Raw genomic sequence first — 25,934 nt, forward strand, 5'->3', positions numbered from 1 at the left:
TTTATTAAATTAAAAGTCAGCCTACTTAAACAAGGATGCATTATGCAAAGACCTCTTTTGATTAAAATCAACCCATTAGATAATGTTGCTATTGTCGTGAATGATGGTGGTCTTCCTGCTGGAACTTATGTTGAAGATCAGAACATTCATTTGATTGAATATGTACCGCAAGGCCATAAAGTTGTTTTATTCGATTTAAAAGAAAATGACCCTATTTACCGCTATGGTGAAATTATAGGATATGCCAATAAAGCTCTCGCTGCAGGTTCATGGGTGAATGAAGCTGTAACTCAAATGCCTGACGCACCTGAACTTGATTCTTTAGAAATGGCAACCCGTCCTGCGCCAACACTTGAACCTTTAACCGGCTATACATTCAAAGGCTACAAAAATAAAGATGGTACTGTCGGGACAAAAAATGTTCTGGCCATTAGCACCAGTGTTAACTGCGTAGAAGGCATTGTAGATTTTGTTGTAAAAATTATTGAAAGGGATTTATTGCCTAAATATCCAAATGTCGATGGTGTTGTCGGTTTGAACCATCTTTACGGATGCGGTGTGGCTATTGATGCGCCTGCGGCAATCGTGCCTATCCGTACCATTCACAACTTGGCGCTTAACCCGAATTTTGGCGGTGAAATCATGGTTGTGAGTTTGGGATGCGAGAAAATGCAGCCTGAACGCTTATTGAACATCCCAGTTGAAAACAAACGCATTCCTTTAGAAGATGATGACATTATTCAGTTGCAAGATGAAAAACATAATGGCTTCCAAAGCATGGTTGACCATATATTGGCTGTTGCTGAAATCCATCTGGAAAGACTTAATCAGCGTCAGCGTGAAGTCGTTTCTGCCGAACATCTCGTTGTTGGCATGCAATGCGGCGGCAGTGATGCTTTTTCGGGTGTAACCGCGAACCCTGCTGTAGGCTTTGCTTCAGATTTAATCATTCGCTGCGGCGGAACAGTCATGTTTTCTGAAGTGACAGAAGTCCGTGATGGCATTCACCTTCTAACCCCTCGTGCAGAAAATGAGAAAGTCGCGCAAGATCTCATCCGTGAGATGAAATGGTATGACAATTATTTAGCATCAGGTCATGTCGATCGCAGTGCGAATACGACACCCGGCAATAAAAAAGGCGGATTGAATAATATTGTCGAAAAAGCGATGGGCTCAATTGCTAAATCAGGAAGCTCTGCAATTGTAGAAGTATTATCGCCTGGACAAAAGCCGACCAAAAAAGGACTGATTTTTGCAGCGACCCCTTCCAGTGACTTTATTTGCGGGACTCAGCAAATGGCTTCTGGCATTACTTTGCAGGTCTTTACAACTGGACGCGGCACACCATATGGATTAGCTGCTGTTCCTGTCATCAAAATGGCGAGCCGCAATAATATTGCCAACCGCTGGTACGACTTAATTGATATCAGTGCTGGAGATATCGCCATTGGTAAAAAAACGATTGAACAGGTTGGCTGGGAACTATTTGAATTAATTCTCGCTGTTGCAAGCGGTGAAAAAAACACATGGTCAGATCATTGGGGATTGCGTAATTCACTTGCAGTATTTAATCCAGCGCCTGTGACCTAAGGCCAATCTATTTGCTTTGAAGATGGAACCAATATAAATGACGTATGCTGGTTCCATTTCAGACGCTGAAAAGTTCAATAAACAGTAAAATTTCAATCTGTTTCTATCTTATTCATTACATCGAAAATGTCTCTAAAAAGTGCTAAGATACCTACTCATCAGACATCTGCACTGCCATTTTCAGAGCTGTATTTAGATAACCTCAATTGAAGCATTCTTATGGATATCACTCAAAACCCGTCCAACCTAAGCAAAGCATTAATGTACCTCATGATGTCTGCTTTGCTTTTTTCAATTATGGGCGTTTGCATTCGCTATGTTTCAACAACTGTAGACAACTATACCGTTGTTTTCTTTAGAAATGCTGTTGGACTGCTAATTTTCATTCCTATGCTTTTTAAGAAAGGTCTATCTTTTGCAAAGACAGATAAACTCTGGATGCATACATGGCGGAGTATTGTCGGCCTATGTGCAATGTATGGTTTTTTCTATGCCATTGCGCACTTAAAGCTTTCAAATGCGATGGTTTTTAGTTATTCATCACCTATTTTTATTCCTTTAATTGCATGGTTCTTTTTAAAAGAAAAAATTACATCGGCTATGATTTTAGCGGCCGCTATTGGCCTATGCGGTGTCCTTATGGTTGCAAAACCGGATGAGGGGCTATTCAACAGCATGTCTATTATTGGATTAAGCTCATGTTTTTTATCCGCTTTAGCTTTCGTTACTGTCCGTGCGCTAACCAGCACTGAACCTCCTGAGCGTATTGTTTTCTATTTCTGTATTTTTGGCACCGTCATTTCAGGCATTCCCATGTTTTGGCATTTCAGATGGTACAATTTATATGAACTCAGCCTGCTTATTTCTATTGGTTTGCTTGCAAACGTCAGCCAAATTTTTATGTCCTATGCATACAGTTTAGCGCCTGCTGGTCAAATTGGGCCAATGAATTATATTGCCATTATACTTGCAGGAATTTGGGGCTTTATTTTTTGGAGTGAAGTGCCTGATATTTACAGCATTGCCGGTTTCTGCATCATCTTGCTCGCCATTATTTTATGCAATCCATTTGCCTTGCAGAAAATTGCTAAACTATTCCATACAGTCAAATAATGCAGATTGATTCGATCGTTCAAAACACATCATAATTGTTTTACTTGAGAATATGGATATTCTCTTTACCCCGCAACTGCTTCAACTTCCATGAACTGATTTCTAATTTTACCTATCTATTAAATTCTCTTATTTGAATCATAAAAAATATTCTTGGATTGCCCCCTATGTTAGGGTTCATCAAAAAAACAAAATGTTGTATGATGTCTAATATCATATCATGATAATAAATTGGCTCTTTATAGCAGGATGCTATTAATGGAAATCACTAGAATAGAAATAATCCGTATTGCGATCCCCTTTACTGCTGGCAGAAATGAAGCAGAAAATTCTGGGCAAGATTTCAATGCTGCCTCGCCTAACCTCAATAAAATGGAAAGCTTAATTGTTAAAATTCACACTGATAATGGACGCATTGGCTGGGGAGAAGCATTTGGTCATTTAGTTAATGCTGTTTGTTATGCCGCTTTAGAAAAGTTTGTTGCTCCATTTTTCTTAAACAAGCAAATTGAAACTCAACATGATTTAGCAGCGTTAATGAAAAGCGCCGAATATGCCTTTCATGGCTTTGGCCGCACAGGCCCCATCCGCTATGCATTATCTGCAATAGATATTGCCCTTTGGGATTTAATTTCTCAGCATGCAGGTCTCCCCCTTTGGAAAATGCTGGGGGCTGAACGGCAAAAAATTTCAATTTATCCGAGTTTAGTCAGCTACGGAAATGATCCGGACTTAGTTCATAAAAAAGTCAAAGAGGTTGTTGATCTCGGGTTTAAACAAATCAAATTGCATGAAACAACCTTTGAAGCAGTTGCTGCCGCTAAAAATGCTTTGAATGAAAATTGTAGCCTTATGGTTGATGTTAATTGCTGCTGGAATAAAGAAGATGCTGCGGCTGAGATTGCAAAACTTAAAACGTTAAATTTGAAATGGCTGGAAGAACCTGTTTGGCCTGTAGATGATTTCGATGCACTGCAAGAATTAAATCAGCAAGGGATTTCAATTTCTGCTGGTGAAAATACTGCCGGTGAACTGGATGCGATTCATCTGATTAAAAATAAAATTGTCGATATTGTTCAGCCCAGCGTAGCCAAAATAGGCGGTGTAAGTTCCGCAGTGCAGGTCATTAATGCGGGTTCAGAACACTCGGTCACCGTTGTTCCGCATTGCTTCTACTATGGTCCGGGCATGCTGGCTACAGCTCATCTTGTGGCATTGCTTCCTGACGATATTTATTTAGAAGTGCCATACATTCAATTCAAAGAGCATTTGCATGTTCTTACTCAATACCAGCCAGAAATCATTTTACCTGAAACGCCAGGACTCGGCTTTCAAATCAACGAAGACATTCTTAAAAAATATACCGTTGTATCCAGCACATGTATGAATCAAGGAGTATAGATTCATGTTCAAAAATAGGTATCGATTAGTAGTTGCCATACTGCTTTTCCTTGCAGGGATTTTAAACTATTTAGACCGGGCCGCATTGTCTGTGATGGCCCCTTTAATTAAAACAGATTTACATTTAGATGATGCGCAGATGGGGCTGCTATTCAGTGCATTCTTTATCGGCTACTGTGTCTTCTGCTTTTTAGGGGGCGTAGCGGCAGATAAATTCGGGCCGCGGCGCGTATTCGCTTCAGCCGCATCTGTTTGGTCAGTTTTTTGCGGTGCGACCGCACTTGTTGGTTCATTTACGCAGCTTCTATTTGTACGGGTTTTATTTGGCATGGGCGAAGGGCCTATGGGCACAACGACCAATAAATCGATTTCTAATTGGTTTCCTAAAAAGGAAGTCGGCCGCGCTGTTGGTTTTACCAATGCGGGGCAACCTTTAGGCGCCGCAATCGCTGCGCCATTAGTCGGCTTAATTGGTCTTCATTATGGATGGAGAATTTCATTCATTATTGTCGGTATATTAGGCTTAGTGTGGGTTGCAGTTTGGTGGTGCCTTTTCCGAGATAAACCAGAAGATCATCATTTGGTTTCGGAAGCAGAACAGAAAGAAATTGTAGAAAACCGCCCTGCAGCCATTATTTATGATGACAGCGCGCAACAGGATCAAAAAAGCATTTGGCACTATATTTTTTCTGCGCCAGTTATTGGTATCGCTGCCGCATTTTTCTGCTTTAACTATATTCAGTTTTTCTTTTTATCTTGGCTGCCAAGCTATCTCATTGATTATCAGCATCTTGATATTAAAAGCATGAGTATTATCGGCATGTTGCCATGGTTAGGCGCAACGGTCGGATTTTTAGGCGGCGGGATTATTTGTGATTTTATCTTCAAAAAGTCACAAAACTTTCTCTTCTCACGCAAGCTGATTATTTTCATTGGCTTAGCTATTGCAGCTGTGTCTGTATTTGCCGCTGCGTATGCAAAGTCATTAGGTGTTGCTGTTACATGTATTACGGTTGCGACTATTTTTGCATATATGACACCGCAAGCATGCTGGTCATTGCTGCAGGATATTGTTCCTGCAAATAAAATTGGCAGTGCTGGCGGCTTTGTACATTTGCTTGCCAACTTGGCTGGCATTATTTCCCCAGCGCTTACTGGCTTTATTATTCAGTATGGCGGGGGGTATAACACAGCATTTATTCTTGCGAGCGGCTTTGCCTTCATTGGCATTATTGCGCTTTTAGGGATGGTGAAAAGTCAAAAATCCATGGCTGTATGCTGAAAAATAAAGGGAAATGATATTGCTATAGCAATATCATTTCCCTTTTTAGGGTAACGCTATAAAAAGCTGCTATATGAGTGTAAATTGAAAAAAGCGACGGCATCAATAAAACAGGAATTATCAAGTTTCTATTTTTATTATAAACAACTGATTTTTTTAAAAATATTTACCTAGGTTTAAGCACTGTTATCTTAAATTATTTATTATAAAAATACGGCACGCATTCCGCTCTGTTGCAACTTATCTCTAACTGAAAAATAGGCGTTATCATTGAAATGACAATCATAACGCCTGAAATAAAAATGTTTAGAAGATTTAGTGTTTTACAGCTTTCAGACTGTTCATCCATCGGTACAGCACAGGCAATAACACCAAAGTCAGCAATGTCGATGAAATAATCCCGCCAATAACCACCGTAGCCAATGGCCTTTGCACTTCTGCCCCTGTTCCTGTGGCTAGCGCCATAGGTAAAAACCCTAAAGAAGCCACACATGCAGTCATTAAAACTGGCCTTAAGCGCAATATGGCCCCGTGCCAAACTGCGTCATGAACACTATGTTTTTCACGAAGTTCTTTAATAAATGTCAGCATCACCAAACCATTGAGCACCGCCACGCCAGATAAGGCAATAAAGCCGATTCCCGCTGACATGGACAATGGAATATCTCGTAGCCACAGGAACAGTACTCCGCCCGTTAATGCAAAAGGCACCCCAGTAAAGACCAATAAGCTTTCTTTGACATTGCGGAATACCGCCATTAATAAAACAAAAATCGTCAGCAGTGCAAAAGGAATGACAAGCTGCATGCGTGCTTTTGCAGATGCCAAATTTTCAAATTGACCGCCGTATTCAATCCAATAGCCGCTTGGCAGTTCATAAGCATCTAGCTGCGTTTGCAGATCGGAAACAAATGAACCTAAGTCACGGCCTTCGACATTGGCCGTGATAACCATCCTGCGCTTGCCATTTTCTCGGCTGACTTGATTAACTCCATTTATTTGAGTCACTGCAGCAATGTCGGATAATAAAATACTGCCGCCATTCGCAAGCTGTATAGGCAGCTGAGAAAGAGTTTCTGCTATTCTGTCCTGATCGCTTAAACGTACCACAAAATCAAAACGCCGGTCTCCTTGCAGAATTTCACCGACACTTTGACCGCCTATGCTGGCAGCCACTAAATTTTGAACAGTATTTACACTGATGCCGTATTGAGCCGCCAATGCTTTGTCAACGTCAACATTCAGCAAGGGTAAACCCGAAGTCTGTTCAACTTTTACCGCACTGCTGCCCGCGATTTGCTGCATAATCTTGGCAATTTTGACAGCCTCTGCATTCAGCACCTGCATATCATCGCCAAAGATTTTAACCCCGACATCATTGCGGATTCCTGAAATCAGCTCATTAAAGCGCAGTTCAATCGGCTGCGAAAACTCACTGTTATTGCCCGGCATTTCTGCAAGATAGGCCTGCATGCGTCTGCGCAATACATCAAGCGGTTCTTTAGGATTAGGCCATGCCTCACGCGGTTTCAACATGATGTATGAATCTGAAATATTTGGCGGCATCACATCTGTTGCCACCTCCGCCGTACCCGTACGGGCAAATACAGCTTGAACCTCAGGGAAATTTTTAAGAAGCAGCTTTTCTGTATTTTCCTGAATTTTTAAAGATTCTTCTAAGCCTGTGCTTGGTGAGCGCAGCAGCTGTACAGCAAAATCGCCTTCGCTGAGCTGTGGCGAAAATTCACTGCCGATACGGGTGGCAAGCAGCCCTGTGATCAACAATAAGCATAAAGCAAAGGTTAAAACTGCGGCTTTATACTGATATGCTGTATCTAAGATTTTCTCATAAGATGTTTTCAGCCATTGCATCCAGCGGCTTTCGGTTTCCTTGATATCCCCTTTTACCCATAAAGCAACGGCTGCTGGCACAAAGGTAATAGACAGAATAATGGCCGCAACTAAAGCCAAGACAACCGTCAGCGCCATAGGATGGAACATTTTTGCTTCGACGCCGGTTAAGGCAAAAATAGGCAGATAAACCACCAAAATAATCAGCTGGCCGAATATTAATGGGCGTCTGGCTTGCCGCGCAGCCAAGAATACTTCTTTAAAGCGTTCTGTACGCGACAAAGGACGCTTTAATATGTGCTGTGCATTCGCTAAACGGCGAATGCAGTTTTCGACTATCACCACTGCGCCATCGACAATAATGCCAAAATCAAGCGCGCCTAAACTCATTAAGTTTGCACTTATATTTTTCTGCGCCATGCCTGTTAAGGTAAATAGCATCGACAATGGAATGACACAGGCTGTAATCAAAGCCGCACGGATATTCCCCAGAAATAAAAAGAGAATGACAATGACCAGTATTGCGCCTTCCAGTAGATTTTTTTGTACTGTTTGAATTGCTTTTTCAACCAATACCGTCCGGTCATAGACCGTTTCAATTGTTACGCCTTTTGGCAAACTGCTCTGAATCTGCTGAATTTTGGCATCGACCGCTTTTGAAACGGTGCGGCTATTTTCACCCATCATCATCATGGCAATGCCCAGAACTGTTTCTTCACCATTATAGGTCGCACCGCCAGTTCTCAGGTCATGGCCAACTGAAACTTGCGCAATATCAGCGACACGGATCGGGCTGCCATTCGGACTGCTGACCATCGTGTTTTCGATATCCGCCAGTGTATTCAGTGTGCCTGGAACACGTACGGTAAGCTGCTGACCATTTTCTTCAATAAACCCTGCTCCACGGTTCTCATTATTCAGCATCAGGGCTTGCTGCAGCTGTTCTAGCGGAATTTTCAGCTGCTGCATGCGGTTTAAATCCGGTGAAACCACATAGGTTTTATTAAACCCGCCAATACTGTTAATTTCTGCAACGCCAGCAACCCGCTGAAGCTGCGGACGAACAATCCAGTCTTGAATTTCCCGCAAATCCATTGCGCTATATGCTGTACCGTCAGGCTTTTTCGCTTCAGGATCAGCCTTAAGCACCCACTGATAAATTTCTCCTAACCCTGTCGATACAGGGGACATTTCTGGTGAAATTTGAGCAGGCAATTCAGATTTCACCTCTTGTACGCGCTGGCTGATCTGCTGGCGCGCCCAATAAATATCTGTACCATCTTTAAAAATAATAGTGACCTGCGACAAGCCATAGCGGGAGATAGAGCGTGTCAATTGAAGGTCTGGAATACCGGCCAGCGCATTTTCAATTGGATAGGTGATGCGCTGTTCAACCTCTAAAGCCGTAAAACCGCTGGCTTGAGTATTGATTTGCACTTGCACATTGGTAATATCCGGCACAGCATCAATGGGGAGTTTTTGATAGCTGTAGACTCCGACTGCGATCCATGTCAAAGCAAACAGCAGAACCCAAATGGCATTTTGAATAGAAAAATGAATGATGCGTTCAAAGACGCCTTCAGGTTTGGGCAAATCATTATTAATGCTCATGGCCTGCCTCATCTTTTTCCAGTTCAGATTTCAGCAAAAAACTGCCTTGGCTGATATATTTTTGACCAGAAGACAGTCCTGAAAGCACTTCTAGCCACTCACCGTCACTTGAACTTTGACCAATTTCGACTTGCTGAGGTTTAAGCTGGATCTGCCCTTTTTGTTCAGACGCAATAAGAAAAACCGTTTTTTTACTATCGATGTCCTGTACAGCAGATCTCATAATGCGCAATGCATTTTTAGCTGCAGGCTGAACTATAAGCACATTGACCAAAACATTCGGGCGCAATTCTTTGGCCTGAGACAGCAGTTTTGCCCGCACGACCAAACGGCCCGTTTGTACATCTGCCTGCGAAGTCAGGCTCTGTACTTGAGCAGTGTAATCTTGTGTTGCGCCATTTACTCTAAAATGAATCAATTGCTCAGCCTGCAGCTGTCCAGCCAGCTGCTGCGGCAAATTAAATTCAAGCCACAGTTCTTTTAATTGTTCAATGACAAATAACTGATCGGCCAGCTGTACGTTTTCACCGACAACTATATCTTTTTGGCTGATGACACCGGACATCGGTGCACGTATGATAAATCGTCCATTATTTCCAGCACTGGCACCTAACGCATTTAAACGGCTTTGGGCAGCCTGAATGCTGATTTGGGCTTGACGGTAGTAATTTTCAGCCCGCTGATAATCCTGTTTCGCAGAAATTCCTTGTGACCATAGCTGCTTTTCACGCAAATAATCTTGCTGGGCTAAGTTCAGATTTTCTTGCGCTATGCGCAAATTGGCCTGCTGATCAATTAATTCCGGCACGGACAGGACAGCAAGCGGCTGCCCTTTCGTAACTGTTTGCCCCAAAGCTACATTGACTTGTTCTACGTGGCCGCTAAAGTTGGGCGATACATGTGCCTGCTGGTCTGTATTAACAACTAATTTTCCGGATAAGGCCGTTACTTGATCGACAGGCCCTGCGGCAACCGTTCCAATCTTCAGCCCTTGCTCGGCTAATTGCTGTGCAGTCAGCGTAATTTTTTCCTCTTCATGTTCATGGCCTTCGTCTGCCTTGTCATCAGCTTCATGTTCACCATGTGTTTCATGTTCTTCTTCATGAGCACCCTCTGATGTTTTCGTGGCGCTCAATAAAATTGCAGCGCATATTGCTAAAGTCAGCGCAATAAAAACAGCAATCATTTTGGGTTGAGTGACCTTTAGGATCTGCTTGAAATTCATATTATTGTGCTCCCCCGCCAATTAAATTATATGTCTGTTCTAAAGCTGTCTTATTCAATTGCGTATAAGCATCCGAGCTGCTGATTTGCTCATAGCTGGTTCCTATGCTTAAAGCTTCCGCCGTCAAAGCCGCCTTCCAGGCTTGACGCAATGTCTGCAATTGCCCCAACCGAATCGTCAGCAGCTGATCAGTGGCTTGCTGTACATCCGTAATGGCAAGTTTTCCTGCCTGAAAGCCTTGGAGTGTCCGGCTTTGTACTTTTTCCGCCAGACTGATTTGATTGCTGGCGGCAGCAAACTGAGTTCTTAAACCCTGCAACTGATGCATGCTGTTGGCAATATCTAAAATTTGCTGTTTCAGTTCCCGCTGCTGCTGTTGGTTCAGCAATATTTGCTGGCGCTGTGTGATTGGAATGGAATATTGCTGACGGTTAAATAAACTGAGCGGAATATCTACCCCTAGGGCTAGAACAGTATCGTCTTGCTCATTCAGCGCTTTTGTTCGAGTGATTCCTGCATTTAAGGTCAGATTGGGCCGCGACTTTATTTTGAGACGTTCAATTTGCTGATTGGATTGCAGAATATTCAAGGCATACAGCTTTTCCAGCCATCCCGCGGCAATATAGCGCTGGACGTTTTCATTGCTTTGTTCCGGCCATGACATAACATTATTTTTCAACTGAATGGATGCAGCGGATTCTCCCCAAAGATTTGAAAGCAAGCGTTGGGAAGCCTGCTGGTTTAATAAAGCTTGCTCATATAAGCGCTGAGCTTCTAAAGCTTCAATTTGACTGCGCTCATAGTCAACTAAGGCAATACTGCCGGCCTGATATCGCTTATGGGCACTGTCCAAATTGCTCTGACTGATTTTTAATTGCGCGGCATAAACCTGCTGTTCAGCGTCTGCCAGTGCAAAATTGGACCAAGCAAATCGAACGATTAACTGGCTTTTCGCCTCCCACAGCGGCTGAAGCAATTGCATTTGCTGTCTTGCAGTTTGGGCAATTTTTTGATCAAGCTTCCTTTGTCCAAAAATATCCAGAGGCTGGCTGATTCCGATACTGAGCTCCTGATCTTGGTTTGATCCAAAACCATCTTGCTCAATGCTTAAAGTCGGATTTTGCCAAAGTTTGCTTTGCTTAACATTCAGTTCTGATATTTGCTGACGCTGCTGCCAAAGCTGGTTTTGTTCCTGATAATTTTCGACCTTTAATAAAACTGTACTAAAATCATCAATGATATTGATACGTTTTGAGCTGGCTTGCTGCTCGGCATTCGCCAATTGCACGATGACCGCAGCAAAGCATACAGCAAGCGTTGGGCGTATATACGCCGTAATTTTAAAAGACATGATTGTTCCCACTAATTTAAGAAAAAGCGGTGGGAAATATTTAGGCTACCCCACCATTAGCAGGGATAATTCGGGAGGCGGACTAAGCTGAAATAAATCGGGACTTTGATAGCGGTTATTCCAGACAAAATGCGGAATCACTGCGGCTTCAAAAATGGGGAATATTTGATAATTTTTTTCTTTTTGAACCAGTAAATGCGCCATAGAAGGCACATGGTCCTGATGGTCTTCACCTATTTCAAAATCAGACGGCTGTTGATTTAAGTCACTTTTATGCTGTGGATTGTGTTCATGCTGAAGCTGCTCACTTACACAAAGTGTATTTTGGTGATGACCGAAATGAGAAATCTGCTGAGTTTGTATGCGGGTTTCTTCATGCACGCAAAAAGCTGCCGCCACATTCCAAAGGCTTTGGAATATGAACAAGCTGGCTAAGACTGTAACCCATGCAACAGAACGCATAATGTGTTCAGAAAGATTAAATTGAGCAAGATTATAAAACGAGGAGCCAGTCGAAGGTCAAGCTGTATTTGTTATTCTTCAATATCATTGTCCCCCTTTTCATAAGTGCCATGGCTTTAAAATATCCATACATAAGGAGTGCAGCATGGTCATTATTTTCTATTTAAAACATTGATCAATTATTTATTGCTTAGCTTATTTTGCCTTTTTCCATGCACATAACCTGTGCGTTTAAATAAGCCAATTCTTCAGGATGATGCGTGACATAAATCATCGGCAGGCATGTCTGTTCCTTCACTATATTTAAAAAAGGCAATATTTGATCTTTTAGCCTTTGGTCCAGTCCAGCTAAGGGCTCATCCAGCAACAATAAATCGGGTGAGGACAATAAAGCCCGGCCGATCGAAACCCGCTGCGCTTCGCCGCCTGACAGCTGATAAGCTTGGCGCCGCAGCAGTGTTTTCAATTCAAGCAAATCAACTACCTGATGGAATGAAAACTTCCGATTTGCACTTGTGCATACGTGTTCTGCATAACGCAGGTTTTGCTGCACATTCATATGAGGAAAAAGCCAAGCCTTTTGAAAAATCAATGCAACTCTGCGCTTATACATCGGAACATTGATACGCTGCTGATCATCAAAAAGGCTGTATTGATTTAACACAATAGAACCTTTAAACGGCTGCAGCACGCCCGCAATATTCTTAAGCAGTGTAGATTTTCCGCTGCCAGAAGCCCCCATAATGCCAAGCAATTGATCTTGCATATTCAATTCTGCAGTCAAATTAAAATCTGCATACTGAAATTGAAAATTACACTGCAGCATTTTTCCCTCCTAATTTCTGCTGATATTTCTGCAGAATATAAGTATTGGCAATTAAAGCGCCAAAGGCCAACAGCAGAGAAAGCACCACCAGACGCATTGCCGCCTGTTCACCATCGGGCTGCTGAATGAGCGAATATATAGCGATCGGTATGGTTCTTGTTTCGTTAGGAATGTTGCCCACAAAGGTAATTGTGGCGCCAAACTCGCCAAGGCTGCGGCTGAAACACAATATGCTGCCGATTAAGATACCCGGCAAGGCTAAGGGTAAGCTGATACTGCAAAACACATACAATGGGCTGGCGCCAAGTGAACCTGCAACCTGCTCCAACTGCTGATTTATCATTTGAAAAGATAAGCGGATGGGCTGCACCATTAATGGAAAGGCCACAACCATAGAGGCCAGCACAGCGCCTTTCCAGTTAAAGACCATTTGTATGCCGAACTGGTTCAAATATTGTCCAAGCCAGCCATTCGTTCCAAATAGGATCAGCAGCAAATAGCCTAAAACTACAGGCGGCAGCACCATCGGCATTTGCAAAAGCGCCTCAACCATAAATTTGAACCGAAACTCATATCGAGCAAGCAGCCAGGCAAGCGCTATAGCAAACGGCAGGCAAAAGAACGTGGCAAACCCTGCAACTTTTGCAGACAGATACAAAGCGCTCAGTTCTTCTGGGTTCAGCATCATTCACTTGCCTTTTCAATTAAGTTGAAAGCCATAATTTTTAAAAACCTGACGCGCTTGTGCGCTGGTTTTCATGTATTGATTCAATTTCACCGCATCCGCATTTTTTTTGCCAAGTTCAGTCAAAGCGATTGGATAAACAATGGGACTGTGGCTATTGCTTGGGAATACACCGGAAATTTTGACTTTTTTGCTGATGAGCGCATCTGTTTTATAAACAATACCGACTTGGCATTCGCCGCGTTCCACAAACGCCAACGCTGAACGCACATCATCTGTTCCGACAATTCTGCCATTCAAACTGTTCAGCCAATTCAGCTTAATCAGGCTCTGTTTGGCATATTTTCCGACTGGTACAGATTCCATTTGCCCTGTACATAAATGGCCTTGAAAAGATTGCGCTAAATTAAACTGCGACACAGCTTTAAATTGCTGCTTGCTGTCGATTGGGCTAATAAGCACCAGTTGGTTAAACAGCAAAGGCTTTACCTGACTGGCCTGAATTTTTTGTTTTTGCACCAAATAATTCATCCAGTCTTGATCAGCAGAAAAATAGATATCGCCTGGCGCGCCTGCTTCAATTTGTTTGGCTAACGCTGATGAAGCGCCAAAAATGGGCACAATTTCTACATTAGGGTTTTGTTTTTGATACAGTTTGGCTATATCAGATACTGCATTTGTCAGGCTTGCCGCCGCATAGATTTTAACAGTATCGGCCTGAGCCATAGAGCTGACAAAACATAGGCCAAATATTGTTTTAGTGATGAGATGCATTTTTTTTCGCTCCTAATTTTGAATAAATAATGCTGGCAGCACCTGCCCTGCATGTATGGGTTCACCTGCAGGAACACGGACTATGCAATTGGCATGCATAAGATTGCTGAGCATGTGCGATTGCTGTTTGTCTAGACTGCTGAGCTGTAATCGGCCATTTTCAAAAACAGCATTCATTCTTAGAAAGCGTTCCCGCGCGTCAGGTTTAAGATCGTGCTGCATTGCACCGCTTCCCCACCGCAGATGTTTTTTTTGCCCTTGCAAGGCGGCCAATATAGTAGAAACATAAATTTGCATGCCCATGTAAACAGCCGCCGGATTACCCGGCAGCCCGATCAGTATGCAGCGGGTTTGATCTTCACGTTGAAACAAGGCAAAAAGCATCGGTTTCCCTGGTTTTTGCTTAACTTTCCAGAAAATTTGCTGAAATCCTAATTTTAAAGCTGCTGGGCGGACAAAGTCGTAGTCGCCGACAGAAACCCCGCCTGTGCTGATCACTGCATCATATTGATCTTTAAGCTGATTAAAGAGTGCTGTGACCGCAAGGTGCGTATCTTCAACATGAAAGATATCAACTGAATGGCGGTGTGATTGGAACCAAGCCTGAATCAGCGGTGCATTGGCATCAAAAATTTTTCCTGAGCTTAAATCGTCAACTGTCTCAGCCACTTCATCCCCAGTAATGACAACCGCAATTTTAGGATAGCGGAATACCGTGACGTGCTTTACTCCTGCCATGCTTAAGGAGGCTATAGCCCCGACGCTGAGCTGCTGCCCTGTTGATGCCAGCAATTGGCCTTGCGAAACTTCTTCGCCGATATCGCGGATATCTGAATGCAGGGCTAAATTTTTCACCACCACAATATGCTGAGGATGAAGCTGTATAATTTCCTGACGCGCTACCGTTGTTGTGCCTGCTGGGATTTTCGCGCCTGTAAATATTCGCAGAGCCTGGCCTTCTTTCAATTCAAGCTCGACCGGCTGACCTGCCCGTATTTCACCAATCAGCTCAAATGCCGTATTGGGCAGAATCTCTTGGTTTGCACAAATGGCATAGCCATCGACTGCGCTTTGGGAAAATAGCGGCAGATTAATTGCGGAATGAATCGGCGCCGCCAAATATCGATGCAGCGCTTGGTTTAATAAAATGGTTTCTGCACCCAAACTTTGAGTTTGATCCATAATCATTTGCAGGGCTTCATCAACCGAAATCAGGCCTTTTTCAGCACCGCAGCCGCTGTGTGCTTCAGGTGTCAGCGCTTGATTCATTGATAACCTCCTGCATGCGGGATATTTTTTTGCACATCAAATACATGCACCAAGGCCGGAAGTACCGCAATCAGGGACTCTTTGGCGCCTTGACGGCTGCCCGGCAAAGTCATCACCAGACTATTTTCGATATAGCCTGCAACCCCTCGGCTTAAAGCCGCGTAAGGCGTGCGCCGCTGTCCGAAACTGCGTGATGCTTCCATCAGCCCCGGTATCTCACGCTGCAATAAGGGCTGAATGGTTTCTACCGTTAAATCTTTTGGGCCCAAGCCTGTACCGCCAACGGTTAAGATGAACGGGTAGTGATTTTTTTGCTGTTCAATCAATGAAAGAAGCTGCTCAGGACTATCTGGAATCACTTGATAATGAATATGGCCAAAATTGGCTTCTTGCAAAATTTCCAAAACATTTTGTCCGGCTGTATCTGGCTTTTTCCCAGCAGCCACGGTATCTGACAGCACAATCACAGATGCTGAAAGTGATTCTTTCAGCACACGTGTAAAATGTGACTTGCCGCCTTTTTTCTTTTGTAATTTAACCTGATCCATGCACAGCTCTTCAGGCTCGCAATGCGGTTTAAGCATGTCATACAGCGTTAACCCTGCAAGGCTCACTGCTGTTAAGGCTTCCATTTCCACACCGGTTGGGCCAATGGTTTCGACTGTTGCGATAATCTCAACATGCGCATCAAACAGCTCATATTCAACATCGGCGCGGTAAATGGGGAGCGGATGGCACAGCGGAATCAGCTCATCGGTACGTTTTGCCCCTAATATGCCTGCAATACGGGCTGTTTTCAGCGCATCACCTTTTTCGGTGTTGCCATTGCGCAGCAATTCAATGCAATGCGGCGGTGCATGCAGCACGCCTGTTGCCACCGCGGTGCGGTAACTTTCCGCTTTCATGCCGACATTTTTCATTGAAAATTCCTGATTTTTTAATGTTCTGCTGAATTATTAAAGATGCCATTGATAAATGGTGACATTGTGCTGAAGCGTCTGCTGAGCGGATAAATGCGTATGATTGCAGTGAGTATGTTCAGGCGCATGGTCATGGTCTTTACGAATGCAGCATCCTTCTACAAACTGGCTGCTGCCATCCAGATAAAACTCTTCTTTCCACACCGGCACCTCATGCTTCACCCGCTCAACCGCTTCTTCACAGGCCGCAAAGGCTTCACGGCGATGCGCTGCATACGCCATGGCAATAATGGCAGTATCACCAATATCTAAAGCGCCAATTCGATGCACCACCCGCACATAAGCCGCACCGTGTTTGGCTTGAATTTCCTGTTCAATTTGACGGATCATCTTTTCAGCCACAGGCGTATATGCCGTATATTTCAAGGCTTTTACCGCTTTACCTTCATGATGATTGCGGACTGTTCCAATGAATATTCCAATGCCGCCGCATTCTGGAAAATGCGTAATGCCATCAAAATCCTGCTGATTTAAAGCGGTGTCCTGAATGCGGTTAAAGTTTTTTAATTCCATTTCAGCCACCTGCGACAGGCGATAACAGCACTAAATGGCTGTCTTGGTTTAAGCGGGTATGTCTTGAAATAATGTCTTCACCGATGGCACAGGCACAGCGCTCAAGCAAAATAGCGGCTTCAGGATGTGCACGCGCAACATTCTCCAAAACATCGGCAACGGTACTGCCTGCGCTGCACTGCAAGTTCAAGTCTTCCGGCAATAGACGCTGAATTGCACCGAATGCGTCTATTTTAATGTTCATCATTTGCGTCATGACATGGGACATGGCTAACCTCCAATCATATACATGCTGATTTTTCTGGAATGGCGCTGCTGGTTTTGAATGGCGTGAAAGCCTTGTTCTTTGTGCCAAATATAGGTGCGCAGCTTGTCCTGCAAGACAAACGCTGCAAGCGGATCATGCGTTAATTGCTGAATTTCATCTTTAAGATTTAAGCCATTTTGCGCAAACAGGCAGTTATAAAATTCGCCTTGAGCATTCAAGCGCAGGCGGTCACAGTCGGCACAGAATGAGTTGCTGATAGTGGAAATAATGCCTATTGGCATGCCGTCCACTATATAGCGGCGCGCCGGATTCGAGCCTTGCCCGTGCTGAATCTGCACATCAAACTGGCTGTTCAGCACAGTGAGGACATCCTGCTCAGAGACGACATTGGATTGAGACCATTTTTGATCGCCGTCTAAAGGCATGAACTCAATAAAGCGCTGTTCAAACTGATGTATTTTCGCCCAGCGTACCAAGGGAATAATTTGATCGTCATTGATGCCTTTGATCAGCACCGTATTGATCTTGATTTGAAAGCCCGCCTGCTTTGCAGCAAAGATGCCGTCCAACACAGGGCTTAAAGCACGTTGGGTCAATTGCAGAAACTGTGTTTCATCTAGACTGTCCAGACTGATATTCAGGTCGTCCAGCCCCGCCTGTTGCAATGCCGCAGCGTCTTTTTTAAGAAAATGCCCATTGGTGGTCATTGCAATACGCTTTAAACCGATCTTCTTTAAAGCCTGCAATTGCTCAATGAAATGCACTGCGCCTTGGCGCATCAGCGGCTCGCCGCCGGTAATGCGAATCTGTTCAATGCCTTGACGCACCATAAACTCGCAAAATTGATACAGCGCTTCAAAGCTGAGTAAATTGTGTTTTTTCATCCATTCAGGATGTTCAGGCATGCAATAGACACACTTAAAATTACAGCGATCGGTAATGGATATCCGCAGCTTGCGCTTCTGCCGGCCAAATTGATCCTGAAACGCCGCGCCGCTTGTGAGGTCTGTCATGCTGTTCATGTGTCTAATCCATGACGTGTTTTGCACCGTATCGAAACAGTTCAAAATGCACGCCCTATTTACTTGCAAATTAAATTGCAATAAGTGTTCCAACTTCGGGCTTTTTTCAAGGTGTGAAAATAAACTTCAAATTTATCCAGAAAATAACTGGTTTACACTGAAATAAAGGGCAAAACGGCACTTTGTTTCAGTGCAGACATTCTCAAAATCAATTTCCATTTCCGGCTTTATAAGAAATTCAGCTGCTGATGCTGCTGCAGCTCATCAAAAGAATTGATACTGTGAAAAAAGAGTGCATGATTTTTAAAACATGCCACTTGCATGTGCATTTCAGCAAAACAATGCTTCAAACTGCGCTGATTTTGATCAAGATGAGCCGTCAGCTTGGGCAAACTGCCTCTTTTTAGCAGGCAGAACGGAAATAGCGCTTTGCCATTAATTTCCACCACTGCGACTTCACACAGCGGATGGCTTTGTATCGCCTGATGTAAACGGGAAATGACTTTTTTAGGTATATAAGTTACATCGCAAGGCACAAACAGTACGTAATCTGAACCTACATGCGACCATGCGCTTTTCATCCCCATCAATGGGCCTAAAAAGCCGGCTTCATCATCTTGAAAATAGGCAATGGATGGAATGATGCGCTCATAAATGGAGTGGTCCCGATGGCTATTGACCCACACTTTTGAAACCCGTGATTTTAATTGCTGATGAATTTTGATGAGCTGGATTTCATTATCAAATTTTTGCAGTAATTTATTGATGCCGTTCATTCGGCGCGCTTGACCGCCCGCCAAAATCACCAGTTCTGTTTCAGGATATGTGACTGGTTTCAAAATACTTCTTTTCATTCTACACGCTCCGTTTGACAGGCTTTAATCAAGCCGCGAATTTCAGGCAGACACGAACCGCAATTTCCTCCGGCTTTTAAGCATGCGGTGACTTGTTTTTCATTGCTGATGTTATTTTCCTTGATTGCCGCAATGATTTTATTTTTACCGACTTTAAAACAGCTGCAGACCAATGGGCCATCATTATTGCTCATGGACATGGCTTGTCCTGCCAGTAGCGCTTTACGGTGCATTGCACTCAGGCGTTCGCGTTTGAACAAGCTTGCAACCCAATCACGGTCAGGCAATAAAGCCTCAGGCGCAATATACAAACTTGCAATAAGCACGCCATTTTGCAAAATCACCGTATGGGAAATCTGCGCTGACTGATCCTCCAAATTCAGCCATTCAAAGCTTTCATCGGTAAATGGCAAAAGGGTTTTGAGCTGCGCGGTGGTTTTACTGAACTTCTGACGGTCAGCCAATTCGTAACGCAGCGCTTTCGCCAGTGTCACTTTGGTCCACCAAACAGCAGTATTCAGCGATACCTGCAAATGTTGCTCAAAGCCCTGACGGACATATAATACGCCATGCCATTGCGTATAAAATGGCTGCAGCATTACCGGTGTATGTTTAAACTCAGGCTCACCCGAAATGGCATCAACTACTGGATTGACCACCTTGCCGATGCGCGCATCCGATGCCACCTGATCATTCCAATGGATTGGGGCGAAAATTTGCCCGCGGCGAATATTTTCACTGACTTGGGCACGCAGCACACACAGCCCCCACGCAGATCGAACCTCAACCAATTCAGCATCTTTAATGCCAAACTTCAGTGCATCCTGCGGATGTATTTCACAATACGGCTCAGCACGGTGCGTACTCAAATTGGCCGATAACCCCGTGCGGCTCATGGTATGCCATTGGTCTCGAATGCGGCCGGTATTTAATACCAGCGGATACTCCGCAGATACTTGATTGACTGGATCAATGGCGGCAGTAGCGATAAATTTAGCTTTAGCATCGGCATGGCTAAACTGTCCTTCTGAAAATAAACGCGCCACCGCGCCTTCTGGCTGATCCCATTGCCAGACGGGCCATTGTGTCGGTTTTAAATCATCGTATTCAGCTGAACTGATATCAGCCAAACCTTGTAAATTGAAATAGCGGAAATTGGGGGTTGCGCTGCGGGCGGAAATTTCCGAATTTTGATAAGCCGAAAGCTGCGCATGTTCTTTGAAAATGTCATAGCTGCTTTGATAGTTAAAACCTGAAAAACCCATGCGCTGTGCCACTTGCGCAATCGCCCACCAATCTGCTTGTGTTTCGTCTGGCGCCGCTAAAAATGCGTGCTGACGGGAAATCCGGCGTTCAGAGTTGGTCACCGTCCCGTCTTTTTCCCCCCAGCCCAGCGCAGGCAGCAAAACATCTGCATATGCCGTAGTGTCTGTGTCCAGACAGATATCTGAGACCACCACCATTTCACATTTTTCCAGCGCTCTTTTGACTTGATCGGCATCCGGCAGACTCACTACGGGATTGGTCGCCATTATCCAAATGGCTTTAATTTTCCCGCTTTCCACCGCCTGAAACAGATCTACGGCTTTGAGGCCCGCTTGAGTGGCTATATATGGACTTTGCCAAAAATTTTGCACCAATTGCTGATGCTGCACATTGTCCAAATCTAAATGCACAGCCAGCATGTTGGCCAGTCCGCCGACTTCACGCCCGCCCATGGCATTCGGCTGCCCCGTCATGGAAAATGGCGCTGCGCCTAATTTGCCAATTTTTCCTGTCAATAAATGACAGTTAATGATGCTATTGGCTTTATCCACCCCGCGTGAAGACTGATTCACTCCCATGGAAAACAGAGTCATCACCTTTTTAGTCTTGGCAAATTGCGTATAAAATTGTGCGAGCTTGTCTGCTGAAATCCCTGTCCGTGCGGCTACGGCGTCAATCGATGATTCATCTTCGCTGCTTTCAAGAGCTTGTTGTAAGCCTTGAGTATGCTGAGCAATGAAGGCATGATCTGAAAAGCCGTTTTGTTCTAAATACTGCAATAAGCCATTAAACAGGGCCACATCCTGCCCAGGCAAAATGGGCAAATGCAAATCCGCGCTTTCACAGGTACTGGTAAACCGCGGGTCAATCACTACGACAAAAACATCACGCTGCTCTTTGGCTTTCATTATGCGCTGATACAATACTGGATGGCACCAAGCGGTATTAGAGCCAACCAAGACCACCATCTCGGCATGTTCAAAATCTTCATAGCTGGCAGGCACCAAATCTTCGCCAAAAGCGCGTTTATGCCCTGCTACAGCAGAGGACATGCAGAGGCGCGAATTGGTATCAATATTGGCGGTGCCCAAATAGCCTTTTACAAATTTATTGACTGCATAATAGTCTTCGGTAAGCAGTTGCCCTGAGACATAAAAGGCAATACTGTCACGGCCGTATTGATCAATGCATTGTTGAAATTTATCGCTGATGGAATCCAGTGCAGTGTCCCAATCGGTGATTTTACGCTGCCCCTTGCGGCCTAGCATCGGCTGCAGCACACGTGTTTCTAAACCCAAGGTGTCCGCTAAATTGCTGCCTTTAATGCATAATTTTCCGTAGTTAGAAGGATGATTAATATCTCCCTCAACTGTGACTTTCTGTCCTAAAGAAGTTTGCATGACATGCGCAGTAACACCGCAGCCGACACCGCAATAAGGGCATGTACTTTGGGTTGTTCTGTTTTTTAGCTCTATGGCGCTTTCGAGCTCCACAACGGGAATACTGTTCATGGATGCTCCTATGCCTTAATCAAAAAAATGCTGGGATTAGATTGGACAAGCGGCAGCTTTAATACGTTAAAATATGAAGGCTTAGGAGCCTTTTGTTGAAAATTCATATCATAAAATGGGCTCTGTTTAAGAGCATCTAATGGCTCTAACGAAGACCCAATCCAAAGACAATTTTTACAATAAAGTTGCACGATCCTAAGAAGAGCATGTGAACGCAAATAATCTATTTTTGTCTGTTTAATAAGGGCAAACACGGCCTTCTCCTTGATGCACTGAACGTAGGGTGTATATGCTATTTACCTGAAGAAAATAACAAGCGATCAGAACGGACATCGTTGGCCGTCTTATAATGAAATGAACCGGCTTTGGTTCGCTTTGAATACAGCAATGATTATGCCAATACTTAAAAATCTACTATTAATCATTGAAAAGAAAAGAATTATATTTAATGAAGCCCAAATAAGCTTGTGATCTAATTTTGATTTAAAAACAGCAGCCTTAAACTGGTGCAATCTTATTTTTAGTTAAAGAAAATTTTTCAATTTTCAGACACTTTCGAATGCAAAAAATGCGTATGACTCAGTGTTCAATTGGCAATGCTAAAAATATGGAAGCAATAAATATCCAATAATTAGCATAATAAGGATCAGCGATAAACTCCGCCAAAACAGCGCCGGATTTTTTTCCAGATATGCTTTTTTTTCAACTTCGAGAAAGCGCCGATTGGGATTTTTTAAATCATAAATAAATTCTGACAATGCAGCATAGCGCTGCGCCATATTAGGATGTAAGGCCTTTTGTATTGCGGCCTCTGCCCATGAAGGAATATCTGTTCTATATAGGCTGATCGGATGGTATTGCAATTTTTTTAACTGTTTTTTTTCAGTGCATTTTGCAACATCTGTTCCATAAGGAAGTTGCCGGCACAGCAGATAATAGGTCAACACCGCCAGTGAATACTGATCAGAACGGCTTCCGGCTGGCTCAGCTACAAAATATTCAGGCGCCATATAAGCCAGCGTCCCTAGAGGCAAATCGGCACGCTCGGGCTGAAATTCAGCAATCCCTTTAACTGAAGCTGAACCAAAATCAATCAGCTTAATTTCAGAATTCGTATTGATCAGAATATTTTCAGGACGTATATCTTGATGCAGCATTTCAAGTCGATGAAACGCATTCAAGGCTTTGGCTATCTGCTCAACAATATCAATTATTATTGAGAGCTCGACAGGTTGTTTCTGCTGTTTTAGCCATGCGCTTAGCGTTTGACCTTCAATGTATTCAAAGGTTTGATAAAGATAATGCTTTGCGGTTCTTTGCGCATAGGAACGCATAACATACTCATTTTGAATACGTTTTGCTACCCACTCTTCTAAATAGAACTGCTCCAAGGCATTTTTTTGCTGATACAGTTCTGTTGCGGGGACTTTAATCACCAACTGCTGCTGTATATGCAGGTCACGGGCCAAATATAGACAGCTTCGATGATTTTCATGCAATTTTTTTTCAATCATATAGTCTTCAAATTGATCGCCAGACTGTAGTGCAGGTACGGCTTTTAAGTCTTGATATTGCGGATCGAAGTAATCACTGGCTAGTGAAGACAACGCATCAATTTGTAAAATCTGCAGAGTTAAATTGTCTGGACTTCCATTACCCAATGCGCGCTGCAGCAAGCACTCTGCTGCCTGATTTAAATCTTGGTTTATGTGTAACGCATCGAAAATATCCGCCTGATTAATGTATTCGTACACCCCATCTGTCATAAGAATGAAAATATCATCTGGATAAAACTGAACTTTTAGATAATCGATTTCTACTTTTTGCCCGACTCCTAAAGCACGGCTTAAATAACTTTCTTGAGATGAAAGCGAAATACGGTGATCTGTGGTTAGCTGTTCTAATTGCTGTGCCTGAATGCGGTAAACGCGCGCATCGCCAATATGGAAGATATGCGCATGGTCATGTTTAAGCACCAATGCGCTTAAAGTACAGACATAGCCGCGATCTTTATCAAATCTCCCCTGACTTTGCTGCGTCTGTGCAAATAGCCATGAATTGATGGCATTCAGAACACGTTCAGCAGAGGTTTTTACTGTCCATGATTCAGGTGTAGAAAAGTAATCATTAATAAAACTTGATACTGCTGTCTCACTGGCAATGTGACTGACATTGCTGCTGCTGATGCCATCAGCAATGGCGCAGGCGACGCCCTTTTGCTGGAGCAAATAATTTTGCGGCAGTCCTGCGCCGTGAAAATCTTGATTTATCGTTTTTTGACCTGAATCAGTGCATTGTCCAATTCGAACAGTGAGTTGTGTGTGCATCATTAGCGCTCAATGAAATGGAATCTTCCTTGATTCCGGAACAGATCTATAAACTTACTTATGTATAGATTGATATTAAAAATCTTTTCTCGGTGCAGTCCGCACATGTGTGGTATACAAAGCCAACCCTGTTAATGTCAGTCCGCCGACTAAATTTCCCAGCGCTACCGGCAATTCATTCCAAATAAAATAATCCATAATTGAAAAGTCGCCACCCATTATCATCGCAAATGGAAACAGGAACATATTCACCACAGAGTGTTCAAAACCCATTGCAAAAAACAGCATGACAGGCATCCACATCGCAATAAATTTACCGCTGACGGTCGTAGACATCATTGCACCGATTACTCCCAGTGACACCATCCAGTTACACAGCATGCCGCGGATGAAAATTGTCACCCAGCCTGCAAAGCCGTATTCTGCATAACCTAAAGTCCGTGCTTCACCAATATGCGCAATGGCTAAACCGACGTTATTCGGTTCGGCAGCAAATCCATAGGTATAAACAATTGCCATAAGAAAGGCCACCACGAGACAACCTCCAAAGTTTCCAAGAAAAACCAGCCCCCAGTTTTTCAAAATACGCTTCCAAGTCACACCCGGCCGCTTATCCAGCCACGCCAAAGGCGTAAGCACAAATACCCCCGTCAATAAGTCATATCCAAGCAGATACAGCATACAAAAACCGACAGGAAACAAAAGTGCACCAATCAGCGGCACACCTGTTTGCACAGCAATGGTCACCGCAAATACAGCAGCAAGCGCCAAAATCGCCCCCGCCATAAATGACCGAATTAAAACATCACGGGTTGCCATATGAAGTTTTGCTTCACCGGCATCTACTACTTTTTGTGCAAACTCTGCAGGTGCAAGATAGGACATCGCATTAACCTCTTAATCTATGGGTCTAAGCAAGAATTTCTTTTCCATAAGTAAAAAGCGCCCAAGATTTGTTTAAAATCTTAGGCGCCATTGCCTGAAATAAAATTCTGCTCTATTAATTTAAATAAAATGGCTTCATTGCCAATACATAATTAATAGGTGCAAAGTTCATACCAGTTTATAAAATTATTAGAATAAAACTTATAAAAATAGATTTGGCATAAATCATGCTAAACAATATAAGAATTTTATATTTATTTTAAATAAACCTATTGGAGATAATAAATGATCACGCAGCGTCAACAAGTCACAGACATGATTATATCTGCTAAAGTTTTAAAGTCGATAAAATGGTCAAATGTTGCTCAAGAAGTTGGCTTATCTAAAGAGTGGGTCACTTCAGGATGTCTTGGTCAAATGGCTTTTAATAAACAGCAAGCAGAAAAAATTGGTCAAATTTTTGACTTAAGTGATGAAGCTGTTGCATGGCTGCAAATTGTTCCCTATAAGGGCTCACTTCCTACAAGTATCCCTACAGATCCTTTGATTTATCGTTGGTATGAAGTTGTAAGTGTGTATGGCACCACCATTAAAGAACTTATACATGAGGAGTTTGGTGACGGCATTATGAGCGCTATTGATTTCAGCATGGACATTCAGCGCGAAAATAATCCGAATGGAGACCGGGTTAATGTCGTGCTTTCTGGGAAGTTTTTACCGTATAAAAGTTACTAAGCAAGCTATTAAAAATAGCCATTGAAAAATGGCTATTTTTAATTTAAAGAGTATTTATTAAAACATAATTATTTAAAATAAAAATTCAACAAACAAATCAAAAAAAACCACCTTACCATATATTTAAAACCAA

Annotated in this window: 21 protein-coding genes; 5 read left to right on the top strand and 16 right to left on the bottom strand. The window is 43.3% G+C overall.

The features are described 5' to 3' along the window. The first annotated feature begins 42 nt into the window (after window positions 1–42). From garD to AZH43_RS07290, 4 genes are all read left to right on the top strand, one after another. A complete protein-coding gene (gene garD / locus AZH43_RS07275; RefSeq protein ID WP_067668220.1) occupies window positions 43–1,590 on the top strand; it encodes a galactarate dehydratase in 1,548 nt (515 codons plus the stop codon). A 219-nt stretch (window positions 1,591–1,809) separates the two neighbouring features. Beyond that, window positions 1,810–2,703, top strand: coding sequence for a DMT family transporter (locus AZH43_RS07280; protein WP_067668222.1), 894 nt, complete (start codon window positions 1,810–1,812; stop codon window positions 2,701–2,703). Between the two features lie 258 nt (window positions 2,704–2,961). Further along, complete coding sequence (locus AZH43_RS07285; protein ID WP_067668224.1) at window positions 2,962–4,104, top strand: mandelate racemase/muconate lactonizing enzyme family protein; 1,143 nt, start codon at window positions 2,962–2,964, stop codon at window positions 4,102–4,104. A 4-nt stretch (window positions 4,105–4,108) separates the two neighbouring features. Continuing rightward, window positions 4,109–5,386, top strand: a complete 1,278-nt coding sequence (locus tag AZH43_RS07290; RefSeq protein WP_067668226.1) for an MFS transporter — start codon at window positions 4,109–4,111, stop codon at window positions 5,384–5,386. Between the two features lie 315 nt (window positions 5,387–5,701). On the opposite strand, the gene AZH43_RS07295 is transcribed toward AZH43_RS07290, so the two are convergent. The 16 genes from AZH43_RS07295 to AZH43_RS07375 form a co-directional block, all read right to left on the bottom strand. Next, on the bottom strand, window positions 5,702–8,848 hold the full coding sequence (locus tag AZH43_RS07295; protein WP_067668228.1) for an efflux RND transporter permease subunit: 3,147 nt from the start codon (window positions 8,846–8,848) through the stop codon (window positions 5,702–5,704). Next, the gene (locus tag AZH43_RS07300) at window positions 8,838–10,073 is read right to left on the bottom strand and encodes an efflux RND transporter periplasmic adaptor subunit (protein ID WP_067668230.1); all 1,236 of its coding nucleotides are present in this window, start codon (window positions 10,071–10,073) and stop codon (window positions 8,838–8,840) included. The genes AZH43_RS07295 and AZH43_RS07300 overlap by 11 nt, the downstream gene beginning before the upstream one ends. Window position 10,074: 1 nt before the next feature. Continuing rightward, on the bottom strand, window positions 10,075–11,424 hold the full coding sequence (locus AZH43_RS07305; RefSeq protein WP_067668232.1) for a TolC family protein: 1,350 nt from the start codon (window positions 11,422–11,424) through the stop codon (window positions 10,075–10,077). A gap of 45 nt (window positions 11,425–11,469) precedes the next feature. Beyond that, entirely contained in the window at window positions 11,470–11,886 is a 417-nt protein-coding gene (locus tag AZH43_RS07310; RefSeq protein ID WP_067668234.1) for a cation efflux protein, CzcI-like, read from the bottom strand. A gap of 190 nt (window positions 11,887–12,076) precedes the next feature. Then, the gene (locus AZH43_RS07315; RefSeq protein ID WP_067668236.1) at window positions 12,077–12,712 is read right to left on the bottom strand and encodes an ATP-binding cassette domain-containing protein; all 636 of its coding nucleotides are present in this window, start codon (window positions 12,710–12,712) and stop codon (window positions 12,077–12,079) included. Beyond that, window positions 12,699–13,397, bottom strand: coding sequence for a molybdate ABC transporter permease subunit (modB, locus tag AZH43_RS07320; RefSeq protein ID WP_067668305.1), 699 nt, complete (start codon window positions 13,395–13,397; stop codon window positions 12,699–12,701). The genes AZH43_RS07315 and modB overlap by 14 nt, the downstream gene beginning before the upstream one ends. A gap of 15 nt (window positions 13,398–13,412) precedes the next feature. After that, window positions 13,413–14,171 (bottom strand): molybdate ABC transporter substrate-binding protein, encoded by a 759-nt coding sequence (gene modA, locus AZH43_RS07325; protein WP_067668238.1) that lies wholly within the window; start codon window positions 14,169–14,171, stop codon window positions 13,413–13,415. 12 nt (window positions 14,172–14,183) lie between these two features. Further along, entirely contained in the window at window positions 14,184–15,440 is a 1,257-nt protein-coding gene (locus AZH43_RS07330; RefSeq protein ID WP_067668241.1) for a molybdopterin molybdotransferase MoeA, read from the bottom strand. Further along, the gene (gene moaCB, locus AZH43_RS07335; protein WP_067668243.1) at window positions 15,437–16,360 is read right to left on the bottom strand and encodes a bifunctional molybdenum cofactor biosynthesis protein MoaC/MoaB; all 924 of its coding nucleotides are present in this window, start codon (window positions 16,358–16,360) and stop codon (window positions 15,437–15,439) included. Before moaCB ends, AZH43_RS07330 begins: the two co-directional genes overlap by 4 nt. A 36-nt stretch (window positions 16,361–16,396) precedes the next feature. Continuing rightward, the gene (locus tag AZH43_RS07340; RefSeq protein ID WP_067668245.1) at window positions 16,397–16,933 is read right to left on the bottom strand and encodes a molybdenum cofactor biosynthesis protein MoaE; all 537 of its coding nucleotides are present in this window, start codon (window positions 16,931–16,933) and stop codon (window positions 16,397–16,399) included. Between the two features lies 1 nt (window position 16,934). Next, the gene (locus AZH43_RS07345) at window positions 16,935–17,201 is read right to left on the bottom strand and encodes a MoaD/ThiS family protein (protein WP_067668247.1); all 267 of its coding nucleotides are present in this window, start codon (window positions 17,199–17,201) and stop codon (window positions 16,935–16,937) included. A gap of 2 nt (window positions 17,202–17,203) precedes the next feature. Continuing rightward, on the bottom strand, window positions 17,204–18,223 hold the full coding sequence (gene moaA / locus AZH43_RS07350) for a GTP 3',8-cyclase MoaA (RefSeq protein WP_067668249.1): 1,020 nt from the start codon (window positions 18,221–18,223) through the stop codon (window positions 17,204–17,206). Between the two features lie 227 nt (window positions 18,224–18,450). Next, a complete protein-coding gene (gene mobA / locus AZH43_RS07355) occupies window positions 18,451–19,077 on the bottom strand; it encodes a molybdenum cofactor guanylyltransferase (RefSeq protein WP_067668251.1) in 627 nt (208 codons plus the stop codon). Further along, complete coding sequence (locus tag AZH43_RS07360; RefSeq protein ID WP_067668253.1) at window positions 19,074–21,854, bottom strand: nitrate reductase; 2,781 nt, start codon at window positions 21,852–21,854, stop codon at window positions 19,074–19,076. The genes mobA and AZH43_RS07360 overlap by 4 nt, the downstream gene beginning before the upstream one ends. 599 nt (window positions 21,855–22,453) lie before the next feature. After that, entirely contained in the window at window positions 22,454–24,181 is a 1,728-nt protein-coding gene (locus tag AZH43_RS07370) for a bifunctional protein-serine/threonine kinase/phosphatase (RefSeq protein ID WP_067668307.1), read from the bottom strand. Between the two features lie 75 nt (window positions 24,182–24,256). Next, window positions 24,257–25,066: a formate/nitrite transporter family protein gene (locus AZH43_RS07375; RefSeq protein ID WP_067668257.1), complete on the bottom strand. Its 810-nt coding sequence runs from the start codon at window positions 25,064–25,066 to the stop codon at window positions 24,257–24,259. Window positions 25,067–25,351: 285 nt separating this feature from the next. Between AZH43_RS07375 and cynS the strand changes: the two genes are divergently transcribed. Next, window positions 25,352–25,801 carry a cyanase gene (gene cynS, locus AZH43_RS07380; RefSeq protein WP_067668259.1) on the top strand — a complete coding sequence of 150 codons (450 nt, stop codon included), beginning with the start codon at window positions 25,352–25,354 and terminating at the stop codon, window positions 25,799–25,801. Window positions 25,802–25,934: the final 133 nt, after the last annotated feature.

This window comes from Acinetobacter pragensis, from assembly GCF_001605895.1.
In the GTDB taxonomy this organism is placed as follows: Bacteria; Pseudomonadota; Gammaproteobacteria; order Pseudomonadales; family Moraxellaceae; genus Acinetobacter; species Acinetobacter pragensis.